Below are 16,316 nucleotides of genomic sequence, written 5' to 3' on the forward strand. Positions count from 1 at the left end.
GGTGGTAAAATAATGATTAATTCTGAAATAGAAAAGGAACTTCAAAAAGAGATACAATTCAACATTGAAAAAGAAAAGTTAGAAGATACTATTATTATAATAAATAATGAAATAAATAAATTGATAAACAGTAGAAAAAATATAATAGATCATATAACAACTCATAGAAAAGATGATGTTGAAGAATATAGAAAAGATGAAGACCAGGTAGCGGAATACTTCGATCATGAAAGATATATACTAGAAGAACAATTTAGGTTTATAGATAGGAGATTAAAGGAGCTAACTATATTAGCTTCTTCTCCTTACTTTGGAAAGGTAGGCTTTATAGAGGACAATTCTATAGATGAGGAATATATCTATATAGGTAGATTTGGTTTAACGCCAAAGGATACTTACGAACCTATAGTTATAGACTGGAGATCCCCTGTGGCAGCTTTATTTTATACTGGTAAACCAGGTGAAGCTTCTTATAATGCACCTGCAGGAGAGATTAAAGTAAATATACTCGGGAAAAGACAACTAATAGTAAAAAGAGGAAAGCTTTTAGGGCTATTTGACTCTGCTCTTGATATAAAAGATGAAATACTTCAAATGGTATTGAGTAGCAATTCAAGTGATAAATTAAAAGATATAGTAATGACTATACAAGAAGAACAAGATAATTTAATAAGGCAACCTCATAATAAAACTATAGTAGTAGATGGAGTAGCGGGTAGCGGTAAAACTACAATAGCTCTTCATAGAATTGCATACTTATTGTATAATTACAGAAATATTCTTCAAGATAGAGTACTTATACTTGGTCCTAATAATATATTTATGGAATATATTTCAATGGTTTTACCGAGTTTAGGTGAAGTCGGGGTTAAGCAGAGTACTTTTGTAGATTTTGCTATGTCATTGATAGACATAGACGAGATAATGGGCTTAAAAGAGTACATGGAAAAAGTAATTCAAGAAGATGAAGAATTTATAGAAAAAATTAAATATAAAGGCTCATACAGATATCTTAAAGAATTAGATCTCTTTTTAGAGCATACTAACAATAATTATTTTAAAGTTGAAGATGTAATATTCTTCAATAATGTAATATTAACTAAAGAAGAAATAGAAGAGATGTTTGATAAACATTTTAAAACAATGCCTCTATTTAAGAGGAGCAAAAGAATAAAGAGAGTTATATATACTAAAATCAGAGATGCTAGAGATGAAAGAGTAAGAGAAATAGAAAAAAACTACAAAGAAACTTTGGCGAAAATGACGCAAGAAGAATTAAATGCTCATGGAAGTCAATTGGAATTCCAGAGAAGGATTAATATTAGAAATGTAATTTCTGAGGTTATGGAAACTAAGAAAAGACTGGATTGGTTAAAGAATGATGATGTAGTAGACATGTATATAGAATTTAATAAGGATAAATATTTAACAGTTGATGACTTAGCGCCTATACTATATTTAAAGATTAATTTAGAAGGATTAACATATAAAGATGATATAAGACATGTAGTCATAGATGAAGCACAAGATTATAATCTACTACAGTTAATTGTGATCAAGGAATTAACAAAATGTAAGCATTTCACTATAGTTGGAGATAGAAATCAAAGGCTAATTCCCTATGAGGATAAAATAGCTATGGAGTACTTAGAAGAGTATATGGAACTTGAAAATGTAGAGAGATATCCTTTAAATAAAAGCTATAGATCTACTCAGGAGATAATGAAATATGCTAATACTTATTTAGGTGAAAATGAAATAATCCCATTAGTTAGAAAGGGAGAAGAAGTAATAGTAGAAGATATATATGAGGAAGAAAAACTCCAAGAGAGGCTTTTAAGTAGTATAAAAGAATTTAAAGATAAGGGATTAGAGACTATTGCTGTAATATGCAAAAATAATGATACCACTCAATATATAAGCAAGCTTATAAAAGGCAAGATGTATATAAAGACTATAGATAGAGAAGATGCTATATATACCTCAGGAGAGATAGTGATATCATCATACCTTGCTAAGGGCTTAGAATTTGATGGAGTAATAATAATTGATGATAACTTCACTAACTATTCAAAAATGATGTACGTTATGGCGACAAGGGCTTTGCATAATTTGAGGGTTCTTAAGTTGAAATATTAAAATTTAAAGATATAAAGGAAGCTAATTTAGCTTCCTTTATATCTTTAATATTCTAGAAGTCTATGGATTATTTTTTCCGAAATTTCATCTCTACATTGAAAATCTATGTTATCAACATAATATTTCTCAAGATCGTCATGAAGTTTTTTACAATTTGATAAATTTTTAAGACCTATATCTAATAATTTATAAAAATTATAACTATCTTCTAATATTAAATCTTTAACAGAATCTATATAATCGTTGTTTAATAAAGAATCCATATCTATTACTTCATCAGATAGAGATAGTTTACTTATTTCGCTGGAGGTTAGAAGGGCTGTATCTAGTTCAGGTAAAATCAAATGTTCAATTCTTTCCGGATTTAAAGGATCATGGAATACCTCAACATCATATCCGTTTACCAAAGCTTCCTCCTTAATGTAGTTTAATAATTCAGTTTTTCCAGTTCCAGGTCCACCTTTTAGAAGGTATGTTTTACTACAATGTTTATATATAGTATCTATATAAGTTATTATCCCATTAGGAGTAAAAGCTGTAGCAAATAAGTGTCTCTCACTTCCGTTCTTATCTACATTGTTTTTAATTATTTTATTTTTAAAATCTATTTTTAATTTCCTTAACTTATCTTTATCTAATGCTTTACTATTATGATGTCTCCAGTCATCGTGAACCTTTTTTGCAGCGCCTATATAAGCGTATGCTCTTTTGAAACTATCCTTAATTTTGTTATCTACATTCATTATTTCTTCTTTTACTTTAGAAAGATTAGATTCATTTAAACAAACTCCAAAATTAATGATTTCATCTACGGCACCAGGTACTTTTGGATCATTAATGTGAGGAGCAGTACCATCTAATAGTGCAATTCCTAGTTCCTTAATTACTACTGCATCTAGGGATTCATTGTCGGAAGAACAATGAAAATATTCAATTGAATAACCCTTTTCACTAAATACTTTTCCTATTTTTTTCATAAGGAAGGATTTGCCCGTTCCAGGTCCGCCTTTTATATAAAATATTCTTTTAGCTTCATTTAAAGGTATAATATATTGAAAAAATGAATGAAACCCCATGGAAGTATTGCTTCCAGGGAATAAATGTCTCTCTTTATTCATAACATACTCACTCTCCATAATATAAGAATCAATATATACTATGCTGACGCTGGGATTATGTTGAAAAAATTTTATTTTTTAAAGAAAATCTCTATCTATGGTAATTACTGCATTATACTGAGGATGAATATTTTTAATATCTCTATTTATACTTTCTATTATATTATTTTGAAATTCCTCAGTAAGAGGTTGCTTATAATCGATAACTATATCAAATATTAAATTCTTTTTTTCACCTTCTCCCACGATTCTAAAATCGTGAAGGGAGGTTATTGTAGGATAATTTTTTATTATTTTTTCTAGCTCTTCTCGGGCGTAATTAACTTCTTCATCGTCTGTGTTTATAGGATCCATATGAATTACCAGTATTATATTGAGCTTTTCAGATAATTCCTTTTCTGCTCTATCAATTATTTCATGGATTTTCACTAGAGATATATCTTGAGGTACCTCAGCGTGAATTGATGCCATGAATTTACCGGGTCCATAATTATGTATAACTAAATCATGTATTCCGGAGATATATCTATAACTTAATACTCCGTTGATTATTTTATTGGCTAAATCTTTATCAGGGGCTTCACCTAGTAGAGGGCTTAAAGTGTCTTTTATTAAACTGTACCCTGAGTACATAATAAAAAGAGAAACAAGTATTCCGATATAACCATCTATAGGAAAAGTGGTCCATTTTGATATTGCCAAAGATAAAGCAACGCAACTTGAAGTAAATACATCTCCTAAAGCATCAAGTGAGGAAGCTTGTAGAGCAGTAGAATTAATTTTTTTACCTATAAAGCTGTTAAACCTACTCAACCAAACTTTTGTACCGATAGACAAAAGTAATAATACAAAGGATAAGGTCTTAAATTGAACGGGTATAGGGTTGATTATTCTACTATATGAGGATTTAATAAATTCAAAGCCCACTAAAATTACCATAAATGAAACAACTAAACCAGATAGGTATTCTATTCTTCCATGGCCAAAAGGATGTTCCTTATCAGCAGGTTTTGAAGCTAGTTTAAAACCTATCATAGTTATAAGTGAAGAAGTTGCATCAGAAAGGTTATTAAAAGCATCAGCAGTAACAGATATACTCTTTGTTATTATACCCACAAATAATTTAACTATGAATAAAATGGTATTGACTATTATCCCTACTGTACTCCCTAAAAATCCATAGGAATTTCTTACGTTTTCTTTATCCACATTTTCAGGTTCTTTAATAAAAGTTTTAACTAAAATTTGAGATAGCACTTTTAACACCTCTTAAAAAATTTAATAAACATATTTTAATACTATAGCATATTATAGCAAATATTAATAAAATAATACAATTCATAAGTAAACTATGATATTCTAATGTTAATAGCATTATATGGAGGTATTAAAAATGAACGAAAAATTAAAGTTAGCAGAAGAACTTATAGATTTTTCATACAGCAGCCCAACAGCCTTTCATGCTGTGGAAACTGTGGAGAACATATTGCAGGGTTGTGGATTTAAAGAATTAAAAGAAAGAGATAAATGGGATTTAATAAGTGGAGAGAAATATTATGTTAAGAAGAATGGATCCGCTATAGCAGTATTCATAATGGGAAGTGAAAGTGTAGTAGAAAATGGATTTAAGATCATCGGTGCTCACACAGATTCTCCAACCTTTAGAATAAAACCAAATCCATATATGGTTAGCGAAGGAGCGTATTTAAGATTAAATACAGAAGTATATGGAGGACCAATATTAAATACTTGGTTAGATAGACCTCTATCTATTGCTGGAAGGGTAATACTAAGAGGAAAAAAGGTAATGGAGCCTATTGAAAAACTAGTGAATATAAAAAGACCTTTGTTAGTAATACCAAACTTAGCAATACATATGAATAGAGAAGTTAATAGAGGTATTGAACTTAATCCTCAGGTACATACTCTTCCACTTATGAGCATTATAAATGATTCACTAGAAAAAGAAGACTATTTAGTTAACTTAATATGCAAGGAATTAAATTTAAACAAAGAAGATATTTTAGATTTTGACTTATTCTTATATGAATATGAAAAAGGTTGTATAATGGGAATGAATAATGAATTTATTTCTTGTTCAAGACTAGATGATTTATCCATGGTGCATGCAGCTCTTAAGGCTTTAGTAGAGAGTGAAGCAGGAAAGACCACTAATATGGTAGTTTTCTTTGACAATGAAGAAGTAGGAAGTTCAACAAAGCAAGGGGCGGATTCAATTTTTCTATCTAGTATATTAGAAAGAATAGTAGAAAAGGAAGAAGTGGGAAAAGAACCTTATTTTAGGGCCTTAGCTAAATCCTTTATCATATCATCAGATTTAGCTCATGCAGTTCATCCAAATTCCCCAGAGAAGGCTGATCCAATAAACAGACCGATGATTAATAGGGGACCAGTAATTAAAATAAATGCTAATCAAAATTATACAACGGATAGCTACTCTTCATCTATATATGAAGCTATATGTAAAAGAGTAGAAGTTCCTGTTCAGAAGTTTGTAAATCGTTCTGATGCTAGAGGAGGTTCAACTATAGGACCAATATCATCAACTCACATAAATATACCATCTGTAGATATTGGAAGCCCGATTCTTGGAATGCACTCAATAAGAGAATTAGGTGGAGTTGAAGACCATTACTTTATTACAAAATCTTTTAAAGAGTTTTATAGATTATAATTACTATTGAAAGATAGTATGCATTATGATAAACTATTTTTAATAATTTAATATATTAAAGTTACCTATGGGTAGAGGTGCTGTAGTTAATAGTACTTATTTGGAGAAGCCACACTGTGAAGAATAAGGAAAGGAGCTATAGCCGAAGAAAGCAACATTGGCAATTTGTTTTCTGGCTTTGCATAGAATATATGTAAAGTTGTCACTATTATGGTGGAGAGCTACAGGGGTCACAAGGTTGTTAAAATTGCAGCTAGAGGTGTACCTTAGCTGCTTTAATTTTTTTATAAAGAAGATTTTATAGGGAGATGAGAAGAATGAGGTTATTTGGAAATATGGAAGTAAAAAACAATACTTTATATATAGGTGGAATAAGTGCTATAGATTTAGTGAAAGAACATGGTTCACCTCTATATGTAATGGATGAAGGTTTAATAAGAAAAAATTGTAGGGAATATTATAAAGACTTCAAAGTTGAAGAGATGGGCAACAAGGTAGCTTATGCAGGAAAGGCTTTTTTAACTAAGGCTATGTGTAGATTAGTAAAAGAAGAAGGATTATACTTAGATGTAGTATCCGGTGGAGAGCTGTATACCGCTTATAAATCAGAATTCCCAATGGATAAGGTGTATTTTCATGGAAATAACAAAACCATAGATGAAATTCAAATGGGTATAGACTTAGGTGTTGGGAGATTTGTAGTAGATAATTTTGGTGAAATAGATATAATCAATGAAATAGCTAGAGAAAAAGGTATAGTTCAAAAAATAATTTTAAGAATTAGCCCAGGTATTGAAGCTCACACTCATGATTATATAAAGACAGGTCAAGTTGACTCAAAGTTTGGATTTACATTAATTGAAGATGAGGCTTTTAAAGCAGTAGAAAAATCCATTAAATGTTCAAATATTAATTTGGCTGGTTTACACTGCCATATAGGGTCACAAATTTTTGAAACCACACCTTTTGAAGATGAAGTAGATATAATGCTGGAATTAGTTAATGATATATATGAAAAATTTGACTATAAGCTAGAAGAATTAGACTTAGGTGGTGGTTTTGGAATATATTATAAAACAGGAGATAAGGCTAAAACTGCTGAAGAATATTGTAATGCTATAATAAATAGGGCTATAAAAAAAGCTAAAGAACTTAAAATGGAGCTTCCTATACTGACAATTGAGCCTGGAAGATCAATAGTAGGTAACGCAGGAATAACTTTATATACCGTTGGAGCAATTAAAGATATACCTAATATTAGAAAATATGTATCCGTTGATGGAGGCATGACAGATAATATAAGACCAGCTTTATATAATGCAGAGTATGAATGCTTAGTAGCAAATAATGTATATGGAGAAATTTCAGAAAAAATTACTATAGCGGGAAAATGCTGTGAATCGGGAGATATACTATTAACTGATATAGTTATGCCTCAAGTTAACAGAGGAGACATTTTAGCTGTTTTATCTACAGGGGCTTATGGATACGCTATGTGTAATAACTATAATAAAACACCAAAACCACCTGTAGTATTTGTAAGCAATGGAAGTTGCAGATTAGTTTGCAAGAGGCAAAGCTATGAAGACTTATTAAGCAATGAAATATAAACTGAAAGTTAGTAGAGTATCTATAAAAATTTAATATTAATATATTTTAAAAGAATATTTAAAAATATTATGGAGAGTATCTCCATAATATTTTTTATTTTTTTGGAAATAATAACTTAAGCAATTTATATTTTGAAAGGGATGGATAGTTATGTTATATTACGAAGTTTCTCTTATCATTCTTTTAATATTGTTGATATCTTCTATTTTATATATTTTTTTGAAAAACAAAGAAGAAAGTGAAGACTATAGAGAGATGTATGGGGAGGAATTTGAGGAATGTCCCTATAATAGAAAAGATAAAAGCATTAAAAGCAGAATAAAAGTAATAAAGAATTTAGATAAATGTTATCAAGATATTTTGAATGGATATGACTATATAAATAGTGAAGCAAATAGAAAAAAAGACATACCTCCTGCAGGAGAATGGTTGTTAGATAATCTATATCTAATACAAAAAGAATATAAAAGCATAAAGAGCAGCATGCCTAATGATTATTATGAAAATCTACCTTTAATTAATAAGGGTGCTATAAAAGGGTATCCAAGAATTTATCATATAGCAAGGAAAATAGTTTATAAAACAGAAGGAAAGGTTAATGGAGAATACATAGAAAAATTTATTGATGAATATCAAAAGCATACAATACTTACCAGTGGCGAATTATGGGCTTTACCTGTAATGATAAGGGTAGCTTTAATACAAAATATATGCGAAGTTACAAAAGATATAGTATATGCTCAAAGTGAAAAAAATAAAGGAGAAACGGTTGCGGAAAGGTTAATAGAAAACTCTAATAATGAGGAAGCCTTAGAGAATTTATTTAAAGAAAATATAAATTTCACCCCTTATTTTACAGAGAAATTATTAAAAGTATTAAGGGATAGCGGTTTTGAAAATGAAGATGTATACAGTTGGATAGATGAGAAGTTAGTGATGCAGGACATTAACGGTGAAAAAATAGTGTTATTAGAGCATAAACGCCAAGCCCTTTTTAGAATGATAATTGGAAATAGTATAACAGGCATCAGAGAAATATCTTCGTTAAATTGGAGGGAATACTTCGAGAAGTTAAGTTATCTAGAAAAAACCTTAAAGGAAGATCCAGCAGATATATATGAAAATATGGATTTTGCTACTAGGGATTTTTACAGACATAAGATAGAAAAATTAGCAAGGCACATGAAGTTAGGAGAGTCTTTTGTTGCCAAAAAGGCGATAGAATGTGCAAAAGAAGCTACGGAACATGAAGGGAATCCATATTTAAAACATGTAGGTTACTATATTATTGATGAGGGAATTCAATGTTTGAAAGATAAAATTGGATTTAAAGACCATGGATTTAGAAAATTAAAATATATAAATAAAAGTAAAAGGGCGAACTACTATATTAGCTTCATAACTTTTTTAACTCTGACTTTAGCTTTTATATTGATGTACTTTAATTTTAATCCATATAGTACGCCCTTATGGCAGTATATTTTAACCTTTATAGTTATATTAATACCTTGTAGTGAAATAATAATTTCCGTAACTAATTGGAGCATAACTCATTTAAGTAGACCTGAGATCATACCTAAGCTTGAATTTAAAGAAGAGATACCAGAAGAATATAGTAGTATTGTAGTTATATCTACTTTGATAAATAGTGAAAAAAGAGCTAAAGAATTAGCTAAAGATTTAGAAGTTTATTACCTAGGTAATAGATGTAAAAATATATACTATGCAATATTAGGAGATTTTAAAGACAACAAAGAAAAAGATCATATAGATGATGAAAAAATAATAAACTCTGCCTTAAAAGAAATTAAAAGATTAAATGATAAATACGCAAAAGAAGGAGAGGAGATTTTTTATTTTTTCAATAGATATAGACAATATAATGAAAAAGAAAATGTATGGCTAGGTTGGGAGAGAAAAAGAGGGAAGTTGGTGGAATTTAATCGACTGATAAGGGGAGATGAAAATACAAGTTATAATGTTATAAGTGGAGATATAGAGAAGTTATATAAAGTTAAATATGTAATAACCCTTGATGCAGATACAAAACTACCTAGAGATTCCTCTAAAAAGCTTATAGCTTCCATGGCCCATCCTCTTAATCATCCATATGTTGATAAAGATAATAAGAGAGTACTAAGAGGATATGGGTTAATGCAACCTAGGATTAATATTTCAAACATTAGCGCCAATAAAACTTTATTCTCTAAAATTTTTTCAGGAGAAACGGGAATAGACCATTATACAACTGCCATATCAGATGTATATCAAGATATGTTTGGAGAAGGAATATTTACTGGGAAAGGCATTTATGATGTTGATATATTTAATTTTATGCTAGGAGATGAAATACCGGAAAATTCAGTATTGAGCCATGATTTATTAGAAGGGTCCTATGTTAGAACTGCACTTTTAACAGATATAGAATTAATTGATGGGTATCCCGCTTATTACAACTCTAGTTGCAAGAGGTTACATAGGTGGGTTAGAGGAGATTGGCAACTACTTCCTTGGATTTACAAGAGAAGCTCATTAAATAAATTATCTAAGTGGAAAATGTTAGATAATTTGAGGAGAAGCCTTTTAAGCCCATCCATAATATTATTGATAATATTATCTTTAAGTGTACTAGAAGCTTCAGAAGGATGGATAATACTTTCATTTATAGCTTTAATTTCTCCTCTATTATTTGATATCTCTGAAGCAGTTATTGCACCGATAAAAGGTATAAGTCTTTCAGGAAAAATAAAGAATTGGAAGGTTGGTATTGAACAGTTCTTTTTAATTTTCTCTTTTGTACCTCACCAAGCTTATTTGATGACGGATGCGATAATAAGAACTTTATACAGACTTAAAATAAGTAAGAAAAATTTATTGGAATGGCAAACTGCAGCGGATGCAGAAGTTTCCTCTGGGAAAAGGCTAATAGATTATATTCGGTATATGTGGGTAGGAAGTTTTATTTCGTTGATTATAGCTTTTCTAGCATTATATAAATCTGCTTCTTTAGGATTTATACTATTGCCATCCTGCATTATATGGTTCTTCAGTCCTTATACGGCCTACTATATAAGTAAGGATATAAAGAGGGAAACATATAAAATAGGAATAGAAGAAAAAATAATCTTAAGAGGGATCGGTAGAAGGATATGGGCTTATTTTGAAGATTTCAATAATGAGGAGAACAATTGGCTAGCTCCAGATAATTTTCAAGAATACCCAGAAAACGGAGTGGCCCCTAGAACATCACCCACTAACATGGCTATGGGGCTTATATCTAATATTATAGCTTATGATTTAGGATATATAGGATTAACTCAGTGCATTCATAAAATTGAAAAAACTGTTGAGAGTATGAAAACCCTTGAGATGTATGAGGGACATTTTTATAACTGGTATAACACTAAAACTAAAGAGCCTTTATATCCAAAGTATATTTCTACTGTAGACAGTGGTAATCTTTTGGGATATATATGGTTGACAAATAGAACTTTAGAAGAATATATAGAAAATCCTATTTTTAATATTGATATGGCTAAAGGGTTAGGAGATTTATTGATATTAAGCAATGAAGAATTAAAGGATATGCATAGCGATTTCTATAAAGATTCCTTAGAATGGGTAAGTAAGTGGGATGGAGATTTAGTAGAGTATATAAAAGGGCTAAATAAAATATCTGATAGCATAAATGTAATTGAAAAGGGAGATAAGTGGAAAGAGCTATATTGGAATAAAAAATTAAAGGATACAGTAAGGGATAATGTTATTAACATATTTAATTTATTCCCTTGGCTAGAAATAGAGTATTTTACTAATGAAGAAGAGATGTATTTAGAAGAGCTAAAGTCCATAGCTAACAAAAGTGGTATTAATGATATACTGATTGCATTGCAAGAATTAAAGGATAGATTACATGACAAAAGTGAAGTTTTATATAAAGCAGTTTTAAAAGGAGAAAGTAATTTAAAAGATTTACTTAGCTTAATAATTAAAATTAAAGAGTATTTGGAAGAAATAGAGGAAGAAATGGACTTTAAAATGTTATTTGAAGAGTCCAGACAATTGTTTTCCATAGGATATAATGTGGAAAGAGGTAAGATCGATAACTGTTATTATGATTTACTAGCCTCAGAAGCAAGGCAAGCAAGTTTTTTAGCTATATCTAAAGGAGATGTGGAGCAGGATCACTGGTTTAAATTAGGAAGAACTTTAACATCTGTTAAGAATAACAAGGGCTTAGTTTCTTGGAGTGGAACTATGTTTGAATATCTAATGCCCTTGCTAATAATGAAAAGCTATCCAGATACATTATTGAATAGTACCTATAATTTTGTTGTGGAATCTCAAAGAGCCTACGGAAATAAAAACAATGTCCCTTGGGGAATATCTGAGTCTGGATTTTATGCTTTTGATATAAATTTAAATTATCAATATAAGGCTTTTGGAGTGCCCGGAGTGGGATTGAAAAGAGGACTGTCTAAAGACTTAGTAATATCACCATACTCTACTATAATGGCATTACAGGTGAATATTAAAGATTCAATTTTGAATATAAAAAGATTCATTAAAGAAGGATTTTTAGGAAGATATGGGCTTTATGAAGCTATAGATTTTACAAAAGAAAGGCTACCAAAAGATGAAAAATATAAAATAGTAAAATCTTATATGGTCCATCACCAAGGAATGAGCTTAATGGCTTTAGACAATTTAATAAATAATAATGTACTTCAAGAAAGATTTCATAGAGATCCAAGAGTTAAAGCTTCAGAATTATTATTGCAAGAAAAAGTGCCTAACATGGTTATATATGATAGAGAAGAAAAATATGAGGAGAACCTATTTATAAAAGATAAAAATGTAGGCATGATTAGAAGGTATACTACCGCCAAAACTTCTTATCCAGAAGCAAATATACTCTCCAATGGTAATTATTCTGTTATGGTTACAAATAGGGGAAGTGGATACAGTAAAAAAGAAGATATGAATGTATATAGATGGAGAGAAGATATAACTAATGATAATACAGGTATGTTTTTCTATATAAAAAACCTTAATTCTAATGAATATTGGAGCAATTATTATCAACCTTGCAAGCATGAAGGGGAGGAATATGAAGTTATATTTGCTCAAGATAAAGCTGAATTTAGAAGGAAGGATGGAAATTTATATACAGTTACAGAAATAGGTGTTTGTAGTGAAGATAATGGGGAAGTTAGAAAGATAAGCATAACTAACAATAGTAATAGCAATAGAACTATAGAAGTTACTAGTTATTTTGAGGTGACTTTAACTAATTACAATTCAGATTTAGTTCATCCGACATTTAGCAATCTTTTTGTAAGGACTGACTTCCAAGAGGATCCTATGTGTTTATTAGCTAACAGAAGAAAAAGAGAGAAAGAAGGAAAAGAGCCTTGGGTAATGCATACTGTTATAGGAGATGAAAAAATAGTAGGAAAAATACAGTACGAAACCAGCAGGGCAAGTTTCATAGGAAGAAATAGAGATTTACATAAACCAGAAGTAATGGAAAATGATGCTCCACTTACAAATACTAAAGGAGCCGTATTAGATCCTATCTTAAGCCTTAGAGTAAGAGTGGAAATACCTTCAGGGGAAACTTGCAAACTAGCTTTTATTACCGCATTAGGAGACAGCAGAGAAGAGGTTATAAAGTTAGCTGAAAAATATAGAGACTGGAATAATGTAAATAGAGTATTTGAACTTACTTGGACACAAGCACAAGTAGAGAATAGATATCTAGGTATAAATTCTTCTATGGCAAACTTATATCAGTCTATAGCTTCTAAGATTATATTTATGAACAATAGTTTTAAAGAAAGAGAGAAGTATATAAAAGCTATAAATAGGGGTCAATCAGAACTTTGGAAATACGGCATATCCGGTGATTTGCCTATAGTTTTGTTAATAATTAGAAAAGAAGAAGATTTAGAGTTATTGAGGCAACTATTAAAAGCCCATGAGTATTGGAATATTAAAGGCTTAAAGACTGATCTAATTATATTGAATTTAGAAGATACAGCTTATATACAGCCATTAGAAGATGGTATTAAAGAGCTGGTATTTTCAAGCTATGCTAGGGATAAAGTAAATAAGTCTGGTGGAACATTTTTGTACAATAAAGTCACTATGAGTTATGAAGATATTAACCTTATTATGTCTATAGCTAGATTAGTGATTGACGGTGATAAAGGTAGCTTAAGTAGTCAGGTAAAAGTTAATTTAGGGCTACAGTATAATTATGAGCTATTAGAGCCTAAGGAAATAAACTATAAGGAAGGTAATTTTACATTTGCGGTTCCTGAGCTTCAATATTTTAATAGTTTAGGAGGATTTAGCACTGAAGGAGATAAATATTTTATAATACTAGATAATTATAAGAACACACCAGCTCCTTGGATAAATGTTATTTCAAATAGAGATTTTGGATTTCATATTTCCGAAAGCGGAATTTCCTATACTTGGAATAAAAATAGTAGGGAAAACAAAATAACTACCTGGTCTAACGATCCTGTAAAGGATAGTGAAGCGGAAGGTTTATATATAAGAGACGAATATACAGGAGATGTTTGGAGCATTTCACCAAAACCCGTGAGAAACAATGGAAAATATATAGTAGAGCATGGATTTGGATACTCTTCTTTTAGACATAAAGCATATGGAATAGCCGGAGAGTTTACCACTTTTGCTTCTTTAAATAAAAGCGTAAAACTATGTATTGTAAAACTTAAAAATGATACAGATATTGAGAGACAATTATCTTTAACTTACTATGCTCAATTAGCTTTAGGAGTTGTACCTCAAGGAACAGCCCAGTATATATCCACTTATATAAATGAAGAAGGTGAATATATACATGCTAAAAATCCTTATAGTAGCAACTTTGGCAATCTAATTGCTTTTCTTAAAGTGGTAGGAGGAGAGGAAACTACATTTACTGGAGACAGAAGGGAATTTATAGGTAAAGAGGGCTCTTTTGAAAGTCCTGAAATACTAAATAGAAAATTCTTTTCTAATGCTGTAGGAGCGGGATTAGATCCTTGTATGGCTGTAAATACTAAGATATCTGTAAATCCAGAAGAAGAAAAGACATTATTAGTTATATTAGGTCAAGAAGAGAATATTAATAATGTAGATGAGATAATTAAAGAATATAGTAGTACAGAAATTGCTTTAAGAGAACTGGATAAAGTTAGAGATTACTGGAAAGAGATACTAGGTGTAATTCAAATAGAAACACCAGATAAAACAATGGATATAATGGTAAATGGATGGCTTATGTATCAAGTAATAGCTTGTAGATATTGGGCTAGGACAGCTTTTTATCAATCAGGTGGAGCTTATGGATTCCGAGATCAATTACAAGATACTTTAGCAATATCCTATTTAAAGCCAGAGATAACAAAAGAGCAAATACTGTACTCATCTTCAAGGCAATTTATTGAAGGAGACGTTCAGCACTGGTGGCATCCAGTTGTAGATAGTGGTATAAGAACTAGATTCTCTGATGATTTGCTGTGGTTACCTTATGTAACATTACAATATATAAAAAATACAGGAGATTATTCAATCTTAGACCATGAAGTTCCATACTTAGAGGATGAACCATTAAGAGAAGGAGAAGACGAAAGATACAATATTGCAAGAAAGTCTGAAATAAAGGAAAGCGTGTATAAACACTGTGTAAAAACTATAGATAGGGCATTAAAGTTTGGTGAACACAATATACCTTTAATGGGGTCAGGAGACTGGAACGATGGAATGAGTACTGTTGGAAATAAAGGTAAGGGTGAAAGCGTATGGCTGGGATGGTTTTTATACACTATCCTTAAAGACTTCATAAGAATATGCGACATAAAAGGAGATAGCGAAAGAGAAAAAAGATATAAAGAAATGTTGCAATTTATCATAGACAATATAGAAAAAAATGCTTGGGATGGCAATTGGTATAGGAGAGCTTATTTTGATGATGGAACTCCTTTAGGTTCTTCTGAAAATGATGAATGTCAAATTGATTCATTATCACAATCTTGGGCTGTTATATCTGGAGGAGCCAAGGAGAGTAGAAAAAAAGAGGCAATCTTATCTGTAGAGAGGTATCTTGTTAAATATGATAAAGGTTTAGTAATGCTTTTAACACCACCTTTCCATAACTCATCTTTAGAACCAGGATATATAAAGGGTTATGTACCAGGAGTAAGAGAGAATGGTGGCCAATATACACATGCTGCTATATGGTATATATTAGCGTTGACTATGGTAGGATTTAATGATAAGGCTTGCAATATATTTAATATGATCAATCCAATTAACCATGCACGTTCATACTTAGATTGCCAAAGATATAAAGTAGAGCCTTATGTGGTTACAGCTGATGTTTATGCAGTAGAACCACATGTGGGCAGAGGTGGATGGAGCTGGTATACAGGTGCTGCAGGATGGATGTATACTACAGCTATAAATGGTATATTAGGTTTTAAACTTAAAGAAAATGAAGGCTTTACTGTAGAGCCTAGAATACCTGAGAATTGGAATGGATACAAGATGACTTATAAAAGAGGAGAATGTATATATCATATATATGTTGAAAGAGGAAAAGAATTTAGTATATTGCTTAATGATAAGCCATTAGAAAAAAATATTATTCCATTTATGGAAAATGGAGAACATAGAGTAGAAGTGATAATTAAAGATTAATAAATAAAAAGGAACTGTCTTCTAAGATGTGAATC

6 protein-coding genes and 1 riboswitch are annotated in these 16,316 nt (G+C 30.5%); of the genes, 4 read left to right on the plus strand and 2 right to left on the minus strand.

The features are described from left to right. Positions 1-12 precede the first annotated feature (12 nt). Entirely contained in the window at positions 13-2,139 is a 2,127-nt protein-coding gene (locus KQI86_RS13110) for a HelD family protein (protein WP_216439830.1), read from the plus strand. A 44-nt stretch (positions 2,140-2,183) separates the two neighbouring features. Here KQI86_RS13110 and KQI86_RS13115 read toward each other — a convergent pair whose 3' ends face one another. Then, on the minus strand, positions 2,184-3,257 hold the full coding sequence (locus KQI86_RS13115; RefSeq protein ID WP_246582805.1) for a PRK06851 family protein: 1,074 nt from the start codon (positions 3,255-3,257) through the stop codon (positions 2,184-2,186). 78 nt (positions 3,258-3,335) lie between these two features. Beyond that, a complete protein-coding gene (locus KQI86_RS13120) occupies positions 3,336-4,514 on the minus strand; it encodes a cation diffusion facilitator family transporter (RefSeq protein ID WP_216439832.1) in 1,179 nt (392 codons plus the stop codon). Between the two features lie 136 nt (positions 4,515-4,650). Here KQI86_RS13120 and KQI86_RS13125 point away from each other — a divergent pair, with 136 nt between their 5' ends. The 3 genes from KQI86_RS13125 to KQI86_RS13135 all read left to right on the plus strand — a co-directional run bounded on the left by KQI86_RS13125 (position 4,651) and on the right by KQI86_RS13135 (position 16,281). Next, a complete protein-coding gene (locus tag KQI86_RS13125) occupies positions 4,651-5,952 on the plus strand; it encodes a M18 family aminopeptidase (RefSeq protein ID WP_216439833.1) in 1,302 nt (433 codons plus the stop codon). Between the two features lie 64 nt (positions 5,953-6,016). After that, positions 6,017-6,184: riboswitch (Lysine riboswitch) on the plus strand. 85 nt (positions 6,185-6,269) lie between these two features. Further along, complete coding sequence (lysA, locus tag KQI86_RS13130; protein ID WP_216439834.1) at positions 6,270-7,562, plus strand: diaminopimelate decarboxylase; 1,293 nt, start codon at positions 6,270-6,272, stop codon at positions 7,560-7,562. A gap of 151 nt (positions 7,563-7,713) precedes the next feature. Beyond that, positions 7,714-16,281 carry a glycoside hydrolase family 94 protein gene (locus tag KQI86_RS13135; RefSeq protein WP_216439835.1) on the plus strand — a complete coding sequence of 2,856 codons (8,568 nt, stop codon included), beginning with the start codon at positions 7,714-7,716 and terminating at the stop codon, positions 16,279-16,281. The last annotated feature ends 35 nt before the right edge of the window (positions 16,282-16,316 follow it).

This window comes from Clostridium mobile (assembly GCF_018918285.1).
GTDB lineage: Bacteria > Bacillota > Clostridia > Clostridiales > Clostridiaceae > Clostridium_AW > Clostridium_AW mobile.